This window comes from Streptomyces sp. AK010 (assembly GCF_014207295.1).
Lineage (GTDB): Bacteria > Actinomycetota > Actinomycetes > Streptomycetales > Streptomycetaceae > Streptomyces > Streptomyces massasporeus.
Window position 1 is genome coordinate 49,851 of record NZ_JACHCX010000013.1, and the last position, 14,807, is coordinate 64,657.

A 14,807-nucleotide genomic window follows, 5' to 3' on the forward strand; every position below is an offset into this window, starting at 1 on the left:
TGGTCGTGCCGGGACGGGCTTGCCGGGGGCGCCCGTTCACCGCCCACGGTATCGGGGGAGGTGGTGCGGCCCCGGGCCCGCCTCACTTGCCGAGTTTCCGCCCGACGTACGCGATGCGCAGGGTGCGTTCCTCGTGGAGCAGCCGGAAGTGCATCCGGCCCGGCGACGGCAGGAAGTCGCAGTGCCAGTCGAACAGGCGGTTCTCGCCGTCGTCGTCGGTGAACCAGCACAGGCGCCGACGCGCCTCGAACTCGGTCCGTACGTAGGAACGCCACTGGGGCGCGATGGGCTGCCGGTCCGGGTTCCAGTCGCTGACCGCGTCCTGGAGCTCTCCGAGCCGCTCCCCCACCGGCTGCACCCACACCTCGGGCAGCTCGGTGAAGTACTGCTCGGCGAGCCGTGTGAACTGGAGGTGCGGCCACAGCTCCGCCTTCAGTCGCCACAGCTCGGTGCCGGACCGCAGGCCTTCGACGGCCTTCTGCCGGACACCGTCCGCGCCGCGGCGGATCCACGACAGGTGCGTGGCGACGTGCTCCCGTCGGGCGGCGTGCTCCACCTCGACGCTCGTGAGGGCGGAGCCGCCGTCCTCGTCGTCGAGGAGTTCCTCCCGTACGAGGGTGAGCCGGTCGGCGTCCCAGCACGGCTCGACGGGCAGGGACACCCCGAGACCACCGGTCAGGTGCGCCGACCCGAGCCCCTCGACCGCCTGCCCGTCGTGCCGGTACTCCACGTCGGAGTGGGTCTCCCCCTCGGGGAAGGCCTCCCGGTGGGGCCACTTGGTCTGCATCTGGAGCAGGCGCACCCACAGGTCCCTGGCACCCGGGGTGCCGATCCACTTGCCGATGGCGTGGCCCTGGGCCAGCTGTAACGCGTTGACGGGCTCCCGGGAGAAGAGCCGGGTCCCCGCCCGGTCCTCCCTGGCCACCGCGAGCACGGCCCTGACCATCTCGGTCATGGCGCGGTTGACCCGCTCCGGATCTGCCTTCGACTCACAGGACTTCTCGTTCAGGAACAGCTGCGGCACGTCTCCCCCTCCGCGACGATGTGTGCGCCTTGCCCGCCTCCCCAGGCGGGCGTGTCAGCCGATGAGCTGGTCGAGCGTGTTCTCCAGCTCGTCGAAGAACCCGGTGGGCCACTGGTCGAGCATGCCGTCCGCGTCGACGCGCGGGCTGACGACCTCCACGCCGGTGCCGTCGCCGCGGAAGTAGTGGAACACCGCCTGTCCGGGGGTGATCCGTCCCTGCTTGACGGCGAGCCGCACGCCGTTGATGACGTGGTCGCTGTGCGTCTCCATGATCACCTGCGCGCCCTGTGCGGCGGCCGCGGCGGCGAGCGTCGCCATCTGCGTCTGGCCCTGCGGGTGGAGGTGCGCCTCCGGGTTCTCCAGGAGGACCAGGGAGCCGGGACGGGCGGTGAGGCAGGCCACCACGACCGGCAGGACGTAGGTGAGGCCGAAGCCGACGTGGCTGGGCCGGCGGCGCCGGGTGGGGCCGAGCGTGCCCTGGAACCCGTAGGAGAGGCGCACGGCGTCGGCGCCCTCGATGGGGTCGGCCTGGATGTCCACTCCGGGGCACAGGTCGCCCATCCAGGCGGCGGCCTGTTCGCGCAGGGAATCGGACTCGGCGCGCGGATGGTGCAGCGGGCCCTTGGGGACCTCGTCCCGGGCGTGGTGGCGGAGGAAGTTGACGGTGTGCTCGCCCCGTACGCCGAGGAAGCCCCGGCCGACGGCGGCGTGGTGGTCACGCGGGTAGAACTCGGCGGGCGAGATCCGGTCGGCGTGCAGGTACTGGAAGGGCGCGGTGAGGAACGACGGGGCCACGGCTTCGGGACCGGTCGGTGCCGCGGACCCCTCGGAGGTGGACGGCAGGTCCACGTCGCGCAGCGGCAGCAGGTTCTGCTCGGGGTCGTAGTCGACGGTCCAGCCGTAGTGGTACGGCCCCTCGTCGACGGCGAGACCGATCCGGGCCTCGTCCCCCGCGAAGTCCTCGTGCAGGACGTCCTCTCCGGTGCCGAGGCCGACGAGTTCGCCGTTGAGCAGGAAGCCCTGGTTGGCGACGCTGTGCCGCAGTCCGGCCCGCTGCGCCTCGCGCAGGTACTCGGAGACCGCGAGGTCGCCCGCCTCGAACGACTGGCGCAGCAGCGCGATCGACTGGAGGACGCTGCTCTTGCCGGACGAGTTGAGCCCGGTCAGGAGGGTGAGCGGCCCCAGCGGTAAGGACGCGTCGCGGAACGCCTTGAAGTTGTGCAGGGTCAGACGGTCGATCACTGTTCGGCTACCCCCCGGAACAACCGTGCCACGTACTGGAATCTGGTGCGGATCTTCGCCGGGTCGCCGGTGCCGATGGAGATCGACCGGTCGAAGTCCCAGTCCCTCATGAGCTCGGCGTACCGGTCGAGCAAGATCTCCCGAGACGCTACCAGCCGGTCCCGCTCCTGGTCGTCGAGCAGCGCGAGATGAACGGAGATCGTCTCGAAGAGGGCCTTGTTGATGGGCGAACGCCCCGGCCCGTCACGCCACTTGCGGAAGGCCCGCTCCCCGAACAGGTCCCGCGCGCACCGCATCGCCCTGCGGAACTCCCGTGTCAGCTGCTCCCGCCGCTCCTCGGTGAGGTTGTTGACCCGGTACATCACATCGGTGAGGAAGCGGTCGAAGTCCTTCTCGTCGTGCGCGGCCGGGTTGGTCAGGCGGAAGGCGAGGAAGCGCAGCACCATCTCCCGGTCGGCCATCCGCTCGTTGGACACGCTCCACTGCGTGGCCTCGCCGAACGCCGGGTCCTCGGCGAGGTCCGCGAGGAACTCCCGGGCCGCACCCCGCACCAGCGCGTGCCGCAGCTCCTGCTGCGTCAGCCGCATGCCGGTGGTGTTGATCCGGGAGAACACGTTGTGCTTGACGGTGTCCGGGGTGCCCTGCTGCATGATGTGGACGGTCAGCTGGGTCTCGCGCAACCTGATCTTCAGCCGTCCGGTCAGCTCCTGGTAGGTGCTGCCGTCGAGTTTCCAGAGGTAGTCCATGCCCCGGAGGGTCAGGGGACCTAGGCCGGTGAGCTTGGGCTCCATGAACCGGGCGATGGCGGTGAGCCGCTGGACGCCGTCCACCACGGCCCACTTGTCCTCGTCGTCCTGGGCCATGTGGAGGTTGGAGATCGGGATGCGCAGCAGCAGCGACTCGATCAGACGGCTCTGCGCGCGGTCGCTCCAGATCCCGGCCCGGCGCTGGAAGTCCGGGGCGAGGTCGATCATGCCCTCCCGCAGCCGGGACAGCAGCAGGTCCACGGTGGTGGTCTCCGTGTGGATCTTGATGCTGTCGGGCCGGAACGGCGCGGAGATGCCGTCGGCGTCGCTGTAGGGGCCCTCCTCCCCCTCCTCGTCGTCGGAGGGAAGCTCCAGCTCGACGCCGGTCGGCCGGCCGTCGGACCCGATCTCCAGGGGCGGCCCCAGCGGCAGGAAGAACGCGTCGGGCCCGCCCTCGACGTCCTCCGGTACGGCGTACCCCCGGGGTCGCGCCGGCCGGTGCCGCCCGGCGCCCCGGCCGCCGCCGCTGTCCTCCAGGTCCGCCATGCTCCCCGTTGCCCTCCGCCGCCCGATGCCGTGCCCGGCACAGCCTATAGACGGCGTCGTGGCCTGTCAGCGAGATCGTCCGGGCCTGTCGGCGCCCGTCAGCGCGGCAGATCCAGCTCGGCGACGACCGTCTTGCCGACGGGGACGCGGTCGAGGACGTCCCACCGGTCCGCGAGGGCCTCCACGAGGAGCATGCCCCGGCCGGTCTCCGCGAGCGGCGGGAGCGCCGGGCGGGGCGCGCCGGGGCCGACGGGCCGCTCCTCGCCCCGGGTGTCGGAGACCTCGATGCGCAGGGTCCGGCCGAGGAGCCTGACGGCGACCTCGAAGTCCCGGCCGGGGACGCGGCCGTGCGTGACGGCGTTGGCGGCGAGTTCCGCGACGAGCAGGGCGGCGGTGTCGGACGCCTCACTGCCGTACGGCACGCCCCAGGTGTCGAGCTGGTGCAGTGCGAGCCGGCGGGCGAGGCGGGCGCCGCGCGGGGTGGAGCTGAACCGCTGGGTGAACACACGTACGGTGACGGGCGCTCGGCGGGTTGTGGGGGTGGACGGTGGTGTCATATGCCCAATGTGACGCTGAATCAGGCGATTCACCAGGGCGACCCCGCGTACGCTGGGTCAGCGTACGCGCACATTCCGTGGACAGTACGCGTCACCGTGCGTGACCATGAACGGAGTCAGAAGCGTTACGGCGGGCGGGTGGCACGGGAGGTGTCCGGCGGTGGCCTACGAGAGCACGGACGGCGGTACGGGCGCGGGCGGCGCGGAACCGGGGGCGTCGGACAGTCTGCGCACCTTCGGCGCGGTCGTCCAGGCCTTACGCGAACACGCGGGCCTGAGCCGGGAGGAGTTCGGCACGCTGGTCGGCTACTCGAAGCACACGGTCGCCTCGGTCGAGCAGGGCCGCCGGATGCCGGACCGGGACTTCGTGGAGCGCGCGGAGCCGGTCCTCGGGGGCACGGGGGCCCTTCGGAGGGCGGCGCCGCATCTGTCGCGGCAGGCGGGGCTGGCGAGTTGGTTCCGGCAGTGGGCTCGGCTGGAGGCGCAGGCTGTGACCTTGTGGACCTACGAGTGCCGGGTGATCCCCGGACTGCTCCAGACCGAGCGGTACGCGCGAGCCGTGACGGAAAGCGTGCCGCCCGTGAAGGACGAGGAGCAGGTGGCCAAGCAGGTTGCAGCTCGACTGGAACGCCAGCAACTGTTCGAGCGCAGGCCACCGATCGCGTTCAGCTTCATCATCGAGCAGGCGCTTGTCGAACGAGGTACGGGCGGGCCCGACGTGATGCGGGAGTTGCTCGACCATCTGCTGGAGCGGTCGGTGCAGTTCAACGTCGAGTTGCAGATCATGCCGCGATACCAGCCGGATCATGCGGGGTTTGACGGACCGCTGAGGCTCCTAGAAACGCAGGACACCAAGTGGTTCGGGTACGCGGAGGGACAGCGTGGCGGCATGCTGATCTCCGACCCCAAGGAGGTCAGCATCACGTTCCAGCGGTATGCGAAACTGCGCTCACAGGCCCTCTCCTCCGAGGACTCAAGAGGCCTGCTGAAGCAACTTCGAGGAGCGCTATGAGCAGCATCGACGAACAGGCTTGGTTCAAGAGCAGCTACAGCGGTTCCGATGGCGACGACTGCGTCGAGGTGGCGAAGGGCACGCAGGCGATCCACGTCCGGGACTCCAAGGACCAGCGGAGCCCCGAACTCGCCCTCTCCCCCGCCGCGTGGAGCGACTTCATCACGTACGCCGCCCAGGGCTGACCCCAGAGCCCCGGGGAGAGTCACGTTCGCCAGGTTTGACCATGTGGGGCACGAGCGGGTATCGGATGTAAGTCGAGCACGGCACTTGCGGCTCATGGAGTTCTCTACGCTTCGAGATCCGCGAGGTTGTTGTGCTCGTCGCTCCGTCATCTCCTACGCCCGTCGCGCCCGCTGTGGCGCCCTCACGCCGACCGGGCCGCTGGTGGGGCCGCCGGGCTGCTCCACTCGCTTGCGCGGGTGCCCGATCCGCGTGACCGGCGCGGGAGCAAGGCAGACGAGCGAGCCTTCGAAACGAAGAACTTCGTTCTGGGTGGCGATCTGCCCATCAAGGCCCCCGCCCTCGGGAAGGTGGACTGGGGAAACGGGAAAGATCTCAGCCGCCCGCTGATGGAGGCGAAGAAGGCATACCAGTCGTTAGCTCTCAACCGCAGCGCCGGACCGCACCTGACCGTGACGGGGGCTCGGCTCGGCACGACAACCATCGTGACCAGCCGTGGCAACGCAGCCGTTCCCGCATGGTTGTTCACGCTGGAGAGCTACGACACCCCGCTCAAGCGTGTCGCCGTAACCCCCTCAAAGCTTCCCGAGCCGCCGATCGGACAAGCCCGGCAAGGGACTGCCGGCGGTCTCAGGAGCATCGCCCGGCTGGCCGGAACGGCGGCAGATGGCCGTTCCGTGACTGTGCGGGCCACTCACGGATCCTGCGACGACAGCCCCGTCGTCAAAGCGCTGGAGACAAAGGAGAGCGTCGTGTTGCACGCCTCTCTCAAGGGGGCAGAAAGCGGCCCATGCTCCGCCGAGATGATCGAACAGAACCTGAGGGTGGAACTGTCGCAGCCGCTCGGTGACCGCCTCCTCCTGGACGCCCTCACTGGTCGACCAGTGCCGTTCGGAGACCCGAAAGGGACTGCACCGAGCTGGACATAAGCGCAACATCATCCAGCCTGCTGTATGCGCCGTCCATCACAATGTCGAGCCGTGACGGCAGGGGCGCGGTGGCGGCGGACTTGGCCAGCATTTTCGGCGACTGACCCTTCGGCCTGCGTCCCGTGCTGGACAGGTCCGGCACGGGACGCTGCCGTTCAGCGGGCAGGCGGCATCCACTTGCCTGTGTCGACGGCTTCCTGAAGCCGCGCGGAGAAGTGAGCGTGCGCCTCACGCATCTCCTTCTCGCGGTCAGCCTTGTAGAAGGGGGCGGTGTAGCCCTCGGGGGGCTCGGGCCGCTCCTTCTTCTGGTAGGCGAGGAAGTGCTCGTAGTGCTCCTTGGTCTGGCCGTGACCGTGGGCATACGGGTCCTTGGCCAGTTGACGCCCGCTGGCGTCGAACCACATGTGTGATTCCCGATCGGCAAGGATCGCGTACCGCGCCTTGTGAATGGCGATAAGCTCGTCCGCGCTCATGCCGAGCCATACCGCCACCAGGGCGTCGATCTCCACAAGGGCGGCACGACGCTCGTACTCCGTCCGAAGAGGTGTGCCGTGTCTCCATTCTTTCCCAATCCCGCTGGCAAGCGGCGCAAGGTAGGGCCACTCCACACCCCAATCCTCATAACCAGGCCAGGTCATTTCGTAGAGCTCGCCCCAGAGTGGCGCGTACGCGTCGGTGAGGCAGCTGAGTCGAAGGGTCCGCAGAAGAAGAGGACTTGCGAGGGGGTGAACCGGGTCAGCGTAAGGCATTGCAAAGGCTTCGGCGACGCGCAGGTGCGAACGACCCGTGATTCGAAGTAGGTAGTCGAATGGCAGCGAGTACCAGAAGCCTGCGTTCAAGGCAGTAACTCGATTGCACTCCAGCGCCATTGAATTGACGGCATCCACATGCGCCGGACCTGGCGGGATAAGTGCCGGAAACAGACTCCGCTCCGTATTGAACGGGATCATGACGCGCCAGGCCAGCCGGTAGAACTGGGTGTAGGGCCGGAAGGACCACAATCGCTCGCGCAGCAACTCCCGCTGCTCACCGTCATCCAGCTTCAGCTCGTCCTCTGTCAGAACATCACTGCGGCCCGCCCACTCCTCAGCGCTCGGCTGCCAGTCGACTCTGAGTCGCGCTCGGTCTAGCCAGCGGTCCTGTTCGCCTTCGTACCTCTTGAGCGAACACGATTCAGGGCGGACATAGTTCGTCCGTGGGACGGCGTCCGCGGGAAGGGACGTCAGATCAAACGCGGTCCAGTCGTGGTTGCCTCGGCACGGCACCTTCGGCTGCTTGCTGATCGGAGTAGCAATGCCGAAGTGCGGTCCCTGAAGGACCAGCTCTGACAGCGAGGCTGGTTGGGACGTGGACCAGGCAATGAACCCGTCCTTCTTGCCGTTCGTTTCGTTGTACCCCTGGCTGATGGGCGGCTTATGCTGCCCAAGTCTCACGCCAACAGCTGAGAGCGCCTCAATCGCCCCCTGCTCCGCCGTGGTGGTCGGCTGGAGCAGCGCAGCCTGAGACTCAGGAATGTCCATGTCTCCGGTCAGCCGTCGCCATTCCGCCAATACGGAGTCGTCGACCTCGATCACTCGCGCCTTATGTGGTCGCAGATCCCAGGTACCGGCATGCCTCATACCGGGCACCTCGCCCCAGCCGTCGTGGTCCAGAGACGCCAGCAGCGGCTCAACGCCGTACAAGCGACTGAGGTTGTTGAAATGGACCACGTCCTGACGGCTGCCATAAATGTGCACGCCGAACTCAGTGTTCCGGCTTGCTTCGAAGGCCCAGTTTCCCACGTTGATAAAGCCGGCGTGCAACCGTAGGTGCCGATAGGCCGCGCCACGAAGCCGCCCGTCCTTTACGCCTCCGAAGTGCGTATCCGGGTGGATGAGGCCCGCCATGCCGCCCTGCCCAAGGTTGCTCCAAACCCGGCTCATGAAGGCTCGATAGAGGTCTGGGCGGGTTCCGGCGAGCACCGAGTAGGCGGCAGGCGACCCCAGCATCTCCGAGATCCCGCTTGTTGCTGCCAGCTCCCGCAGGTAGTACCTGAGTGCCCCCGCATCCCCCAGCAGCAACGCCTTCTTCTCTCGCCGCTCCGTCGCCGACGGTTGCTCGGCGAGCATGAACCAGGGGTCAAGCTCCGCCAGCACCTGGCTTTCCAGCCACTCCGGCCGCACCCAGGGCGGATTCCCCACCTGAAGGTCGAACCCGCCCCCCGGCCCCCGGAACACATGCGCGAAGTGCAGCTCCCAGTGGAAGAAGCCGTGGCCGTCCTCCGCCTTTATGTCCTTCTCCGTCGTGCCGGCGATGTCCTCGACCGTGTTCAGCCACGGGTAGCGGAACGGCAGCAGCACGGCCGGTCGCATGCCGAGGAAGCCCGGCAGGCTGTCCTCCACGTCGGACAGCCGGTTCAGAGCCTCGTCCGGGGTGAGGTTCTCGATGCCGGAGAGGAGTGAGCTCTCGGGCATGTCGACCTTGCCGAGGACGCTTTCCAGGAAGTCCAGCCAGTCGGCGACATCGCGGAGCGGGACAGGCCCGGGACGCTCTGTGGCCCGGGCCGACGCTGCGGCTTCCTGGGCCGCGTACTCCGGGTCCGTGCCGTCGAGTTCGCCGACCCTGTCCAGCGGCCAGAACCACAGCGCGCACCACGCGTCCATCACGGTCTTCAGCCGCCAGTACGGGGTGCCGTACCGGGTCAGGTCGTCGAGGACCTTCTGCTTGTCCTCCGCCTCCGAGGACTGCTCCAGCCAGTCCGCGCCCCACACGTCGACGCGCCGGGCGACCGCCCGTTCGGAGAGTTCCAGGCGAATCGCGACCAGTGACCACAGGAACTCGGCGCGGCGGGCCAGGCCCTGCAAGCGGCCCAGCTCGGTCTTGTCCGCCGCCTTGCGCCACCGGTCGTAGCGCTTCTGCCGCGCCTCGGCGGTCTCCTCGCCACGCTCCTGGAACGGCTTCGGTCCCTTCGGCGCCTTCTGCACACCCTTGCGCCATGTGGCCAGCGCCTTGGCCTCGTCCGCCGCGAGCTTCTTCGCCTCCGGTTCAGCGGCGACCGCGCCCCAGCCGATCGCGGGCAGCAGGAACTGGTGCACCGCGCCCTCGGGCAATGGGCCGTCCCGGAACGGCAGGTCGGTCGGCGGGAGGGTGTTCTTCTTCGCCAGCCACCCACCATCCGTCAGGACATCAGCCCTGTAGACCTTGCGGCCCGCGCCGATGAGCGAGTTGCCGCGCCGCAGGTGCAGGCCGAACCAGGGGGCCCGCATGCCGGGGTGCATGGAGTTGAGCCAGAGGGAGACCTCCGCCAGCTCCACCGCCGTGGCGTTGAGGTCGACGCCGTACGCGTTGTGCAGGGCGATGTACGCCTTGGTCTTCTGGAGCTCGATCTGCCGCAGCTCGGGATCCACCCGGCGGCCCAGCTCGTGCTCGCGCCGCCGCAGGTACTCGGCGGCGACCTGGTCGATGGCCTCGTTGAGGAACGCGCCCGAGCCTAGGGCCGGTTCGCAGATCTTCCACTCCAGGAGTTCCCTGGCCGGGGTGGTGGTGCCGTCCTGGTCGAGCCGGTGCTTGAGGGCCAGTTCGACCGTGACCTCGGTGAGGGACTTCGGCGTGTAGTAGGAGGCGGAGGTCTGGCGGTCGCGGCCGGCCAGGCGGTAGACGAACGCGCCCTCGGGGTGGACCACCCGCTCGCGGCGGCCGGTCTCCGGGTTCGTCCGCTGGACGAAGACGTCGTCCTTGTAGTGCTGGACGCGTGAGGCGGGGACCATCCAGCTGCCGCCCGAGGGGTCGCCGCCCTTGGCGACTTCGTACAGCTCCTCCTCCGCGATGAAGCCGGTGTAGGACATGAGGCCCTCGTACACCGCGCCGAGCTGATTGATGCCGAGCTGGGCGTACGAGATGAACCCGCCGCGCTCCCTGCCCCGGCCCTGGGTCAGCATGAGGCGGCGCAGCACCTTGTGCAGGGTCTCATTGCGCAGCCGGGTGTCGAGGAACGGGCGGCGCTTCTCGCCCTCGCCGCCCCGGTAGGCCGGGTTCTCGATCTGGTCGTCCGCGATGAGGCGGACCGCCTCCTTGGTGAACAGCTCCGAGCGCAGGGCCTCGAAACGCAGACCCGCGCTCGTGCTGCGGGCGGCGGCGCGGCGGACGCGGTCGGCCTCACGGACGCGCTCGGTGTGCTCGGCGCGGGTGATCGCACCGTCGGCGAGCAGCCGGTCCGCTTCCCGCTCCGCCTCGGCGGCCTCACGGGCGGCGGCCTCGGCGGCCAGGTCCTCGGGCTCGGTGCCGTAGCGGCGGTGGCCGTGCTCGACCTTGTCGAAGAGCAGCTCCAGCGACTCGTACAGGTGGAAGCCGCGCCGGGAGCGCTCGCCGACGAGGTCGCGCAGGACGAGGTCGCCGAGGCGCTGGAGGCCGTAGCCCTGCTCGTACTCGGGGTAGTCGGAGGGCAGGATGCCGAGGGCGGGGCTGGCCTCCGCGTAGAGGAGGAACAGGATCCGGTACAGGTAGCGCAGCGACTCGCGGCTGAGTTCCTTGGCCAGGCGGGCCGGGTCGTCGAGGTCGGCCGGCGTGACGCCGTTCTCCGGGTCGCGCAGGCGCTCCAGGACCGCGTTCGCGATCCACTCGACGCTCAGGCGCAGGCCCTCGCGCAGCTCGGTGGAGACGCCGACGGCGTGCTTGCCGGACTTGTCGAGGAAGCCTGCGAGCGGCGCGGTGCCGCCTTCGGAGGGGATGCGCAGCGAGTCGGCGCCGAACAGCGCGGCCACCGTGTCGAGTTCACCGCCGTGGCGGTCGTCGCGCCGGTTGAGGGCCGCGTCGAGGTCGGCGGCCAGGTAGCGGCCCTCCGGCCAGGCGAGGCGGTCGGCGAGGACGATGACGCCGCCGACGAGCAGGAGCACGTAGCGCGGGGGTGTGTCGCAGGCGAAGAGGAAGTCGGTGAGGGCCTTGGCGTCTTCGAGGGGAGCCGCCGACGCCTCCAGGTCCACGGGGTGGAGCAGGCGGCCCGCGCCGTCCGGGTCGAGCGCGGCGTCCGGCTCGGTGGTCCAGCCGCAGGAGACGGCGTACAGGCCGGATTCGGCGAGGGCGACCTGGAGGGTGTACGCCCGGTCGGCACGGTGGACGGTGACGGTCTGCTCGTGGGCGTCGGTATAGCCGAGGGCGTGCAGGGTGTCCAGGTGGCTTTCGGTGAACCGCTTCCGCCAGCCCTCGGGTTCGGGCGCGCCGCTGTCGGCGAGCGCTTCCGCGTCCTGGGCGAGGGCGGCGCGGCTCGCGAAGTAGGGACCGTGCAGGGCACGCAGTCCCTCGCGGGGTGTGCGGGCGCGCGGAGGCACCGAGTCGGGGTCGAGGCCCTGGCGCTTGGCCTCGGCGACGGCGTCGGCGTGCCGGCGGCGCTCCTGCTCCTCGAAGGCGGCCCAGCGTGAGAGGAGGCCGTCCTTGGCCTTGAGGTCCTTGGGGAGGACTTCGGCGAGATAGTGGGCCGAGAGGTAGTCGCCGTGGTTGACCAGGGAGTCGTACGTCACGTCAGTTCTCCGCCTGGGCGTCGGACGGGTGGGCGTCGGGTGCGAAGGGCCCGCCCGAGGAGTCGTCGTCCTCGTCGGCGCCGGGGGCGTCCGGGTCACCGGGGCGGTCGAGGACGGCCAGGACGCGGAGCAGGGGGCGGCCGGTGGTGTGCAACTGGTCCAGCAGCCGGGCCAGTTCGTCGGCGGTCTCCTCGACGAGGCGTTCCCGGCGGCCGGTGATGCCGGGCAGCAGGGATTCGGTGCGCCACTGGGCCACATGGTCGCGGTAGGCGGCCAGCGGCTCGCTGATCCGCTCCTCCCACTGGGCCCTGCCCGCCTCCAGGTGGGCGCGGGCGGCGGCGACGGCGGCCGGGACGAGGGCCTGGAGCCGGTCCAGGTCGCGCGGGCCGCCGGTGCGGGCGAGCCGCGGGCCGACCTTCGCGTCACGCAGCGCGTCCGCCATGGGACGTACCTCCGGCGTCCCGGCGCCGTCGTCGGCACCGAGCCCGGTCACGGCCATCCAGCGCACCACCGTGGGGCGGCCGAGGGCGTTGGAGTGGATGCCCTGGACGAGGAACACCGGCCCGTCGACGTGCGGGGTGGTGATGACCGGGGCCTCCTGGGGACCGAACTCGACGAGGACCTTGTCCGTCAGCCACTCCACCACCGGGTGGATGTCGGTGAGGAAGGAGACCTCCGGCCACATGGTGGTGCTGCTGTCCCTGGCCTCGGTGAGCTTGCGCTGCGCGAGGGTACGGTCGAAGGTGACCAGCATCCGCTCGGCGACCCGCTGCTCCTTCAGATAGGAGGGCGGCAGGGCCTTGAGGCGGTGGAGCAGGTCGGGGGCCTTGGCCGGGGAGAGCGAGAAGTAGGCGCCGCCCTTGGCGTCGGTGCCGGACGACAGGCCGACCAGGTCCTCGGCGCGCTCCTCGTAGACCACGTCGAGGGCGGTGTCGACGAAGGCGGCCGTGTCGCCCTCGAAGAGCGAGATCAGCTCGGCGCGGGCGGGCAGCTCCTGCTCGGTGATCGTGTCCACCTGGCCGAACAGGTCGGCGAGGGCGGTGTCGTCGGCCGGGCCCGCCTCCAGGAAGTCCTCGACCGTGCCGCCCCGGACCAGCTCCTTGATGAGCCGGCGCTCCTCCTCCTCGGCCCGGTAGAGACCGGACACGGCCTCGGCCGTGCCGTCCAGCTTGTGCGCCTCCTCCTCGCGGCGGAGCAGCTTCTCGGCGACCGTGCGGTCGTCCTTGGCTCCGGGGACGGCCGAGGTCAGGATCAGCGCCCGGAACTGGGGCTCGTGCTTCTGCCCGTACCGGTCGATACGGCCGTTGCGCTGCTCGATGCGGATCAGCGACCACGGGATGTCGTAGTGGATCAGGTGGTGACACTGGCGGTGCAGGTTGACGCCCTCGGAGGCCACGTCCCCGGTGAACAGCAGCCGGACCGGGTTGTCGGCGAGGCCGAACGCCTCCAGGACCTTGGCCTGTTCGTCGTCGCTGAGCCCGCCGTGCATGACGGTGACGGCCTTCGCCGTGCCGTCGGCCGCCACCGGGAAGCCCAGACGGGCGGGGACGACCTCGGCCAGCCAGGTGAGCGTGCGGACGCGTTCGGAGAAGACCACGGCCCGGGTGGTGGACCGGGGACCGACGCCGATCTCCTTCAACTGCTCGACGAGCGCGTCGAGTTTCGCGGAGTCACCGGGGGCGGTGCCGTCGCCCATGCCGGCGACGATGTCCCGCAGCCGGGTCAGGGCCGCCTGCTCCGGGGCGATGGCCGGGTCGGGCCGCAGCCCCTTCTCCTCGGCCCTGCCGACCCGGTCACCGAGGGTGGCGAGACGCTTGTCGACCGTCTCCCCGAGGGCGACGTGGGAGGAGAGGAACGTCTTGAGCAGCTGGTAGGCGAAGAGCTGCTCGGTGGCGACCGACATACGGTCCTGGTCGGCCGTCCCGAACTGAGTACTCGTCGGCGCGGCGGGAAGCCAGTACTCGGCCAGCTCGGCGAAGATCCGCTCCTCCGCCTCGGTGGCGGCGCAGTGCAGGGAGACGGTGGGGCCGCGGTCGGGCCATTCCGTGCCCATCTCGTCGCGCACCTCGGGGCTGATCTTGGTCCGCCGGATGTAGAGGTGGCCGAGGTCCTGCGCCGGGTCGTAGTGGTCGCGGTCGGCGATGGCGGCCGGGTCCAGCAGTGAGATCAGGTCGGCGAAGGACCGCTTGTCACCGTTGTGGGGGGTGGCGCTGGCGAGCAGCAGGGCGTCCGTGCGCGGGGCGAGGATCTCGGCGAGGGCGCGGCGCTGGCTGCCGGGGTTGATCAGGTTGTGGGACTCGTCGATGACGACGGCGTCCCAGCGGATGCGCTCCAGGTGGTGCCGGTACTGACCGATGTTCTTGAGCGTGTCCACGGAGATGATCACGCGCTTGTAGTGCGTGAACGGGTTCCGGCCCGCCGGGATCTCGCGCTGGATGCGCTGGATGCCCAGGGAGTCGAGCCGCACCAGGGGGATCGAGAAACGGGTCCACAGTTCGTGCTGGAACTGCTCCAGGATGCTCTGCGGTGTCACGACCAGGATGCGCTCGCCGCGGCCGCGGCGGATCAGCTCCGCGAGGGTCAGGCCGATCTCCAGCGTCTTGCCGAGACCCACGACGTCGGCGATCAGCACCCGCGGGCGGAGGTTGCGCATGGACAGGGCGAGCTCGGCGGGGCGCTGCTGGTAGACGAGCGGGTCCAGCAGGAAGCGGTCGGCGAGGGCGAGGCCCCGCTCCGACTGGGGCAGCGGCGTCTTGCGCAGGACGGCTTCGAGGAACAGGCGGCTGCGCCGGAAGTAGGAGGAGGTGTCGGGGACCAGGCGGGTCTTCTCCGGGTCGAGCAGCTCCACGCGGTCGATGCCGCTGAAGAAGACGGCCTCCTCGTCCCGGACGAACTCGGAGACGCCGACCGCTTCGATCCGCTCCCCGTCGTGGTCGGTCGTGGTGGTGGTGCGGACCAGCCACTCCTCGTCCCGTACGAGGATCTGCGCCCCCGGCGGGAACCGGGTCCCGTCCTGCGTCGCCCCCTGGTCGGTCACCTGCGGCCCCTTAAGCTTCCGTTCGTCGCGCGGTCCTGC

9 protein-coding genes are annotated in these 14,807 nt (G+C 69.9%); 3 read left to right on the top strand and 6 right to left on the bottom strand.

The window, feature by feature from the left end:
* Positions 1-82 precede the first annotated feature (82 nt).
* The 4 genes from HDC93_RS23910 to HDC93_RS23925 all read right to left on the bottom strand — a co-directional run bounded on the left by HDC93_RS23910 (position 83) and on the right by HDC93_RS23925 (position 4,115).
* Positions 83-1,024, bottom strand: coding sequence for a hypothetical protein (locus tag HDC93_RS23910; protein WP_185012902.1), 942 nt, complete (start codon positions 1,022-1,024; stop codon positions 83-85).
* 54 nt (positions 1,025-1,078) lie between these two features.
* Positions 1,079-2,266 (bottom strand): DUF3696 domain-containing protein, encoded by a 1,188-nt coding sequence (locus HDC93_RS23915; RefSeq protein ID WP_185012903.1) that lies wholly within the window; start codon positions 2,264-2,266, stop codon positions 1,079-1,081.
* Positions 2,263-3,558: a DUF262 domain-containing protein gene (locus tag HDC93_RS23920; RefSeq protein ID WP_185012904.1), complete on the bottom strand. Its 1,296-nt coding sequence runs from the start codon at positions 3,556-3,558 to the stop codon at positions 2,263-2,265. Before HDC93_RS23920 ends, HDC93_RS23915 begins: the two co-directional genes overlap by 4 nt.
* Positions 3,559-3,656: 98 nt before the next feature.
* Positions 3,657-4,115, bottom strand: a complete 459-nt coding sequence (locus tag HDC93_RS23925; protein WP_185012905.1) for an ATP-binding protein — start codon at positions 4,113-4,115, stop codon at positions 3,657-3,659.
* Between the two features lie 160 nt (positions 4,116-4,275).
* On the opposite strand from HDC93_RS23925, the gene HDC93_RS23930 reads away from it, so the two are divergent.
* From HDC93_RS23930 to HDC93_RS23940, 3 genes are all read left to right on the top strand, one after another.
* The gene (locus HDC93_RS23930) at positions 4,276-5,127 is read left to right on the top strand and encodes a helix-turn-helix transcriptional regulator (protein ID WP_311774611.1); all 852 of its coding nucleotides are present in this window, start codon (positions 4,276-4,278) and stop codon (positions 5,125-5,127) included.
* Positions 5,124-5,312, top strand: coding sequence for a DUF397 domain-containing protein (locus tag HDC93_RS23935; protein ID WP_185012907.1), 189 nt, complete (start codon positions 5,124-5,126; stop codon positions 5,310-5,312). Before HDC93_RS23930 ends, HDC93_RS23935 begins: the two co-directional genes overlap by 4 nt.
* 237 nt (positions 5,313-5,549) lie before the next feature.
* Entirely contained in the window at positions 5,550-6,239 is a 690-nt protein-coding gene (locus HDC93_RS23940; protein ID WP_185012908.1) for a hypothetical protein, read from the top strand.
* Between the two features lie 155 nt (positions 6,240-6,394).
* Here the strand turns inward: HDC93_RS23940 and HDC93_RS23945 are convergent, their stop codons facing one another.
* Together HDC93_RS23945 and HDC93_RS23950 are read right to left on the bottom strand one after the other, a co-directional pair.
* Positions 6,395-11,731 (bottom strand): DNA methyltransferase, encoded by a 5,337-nt coding sequence (locus HDC93_RS23945; RefSeq protein ID WP_185012909.1) that lies wholly within the window; start codon positions 11,729-11,731, stop codon positions 6,395-6,397.
* Position 11,732: 1 nt separating this feature from the next.
* A complete protein-coding gene (locus tag HDC93_RS23950) occupies positions 11,733-14,768 on the bottom strand; it encodes an SNF2-related protein (RefSeq protein ID WP_185012910.1) in 3,036 nt (1,011 codons plus the stop codon).
* Positions 14,769-14,807: the final 39 nt, after the last annotated feature.

Coding starts and splice junctions, on each gene's coding strand:
- HDC93_RS23920 (WP_185012904.1), bottom strand. CDS start 3,558: ATGGCGGACCTGGAGGACAGCGGCGGCGGCCGGGGCGCCGGGCGGCAC.
- HDC93_RS23925 (WP_185012905.1), bottom strand. CDS start 4,115: ATGACACCACCGTCCACCCCCACAACCCGCCGAGCGCCCGTCACCGTA.
- HDC93_RS23935 (WP_185012907.1), top strand. CDS start 5,124: ATGAGCAGCATCGACGAACAGGCTTGGTTCAAGAGCAGCTACAGCGGT.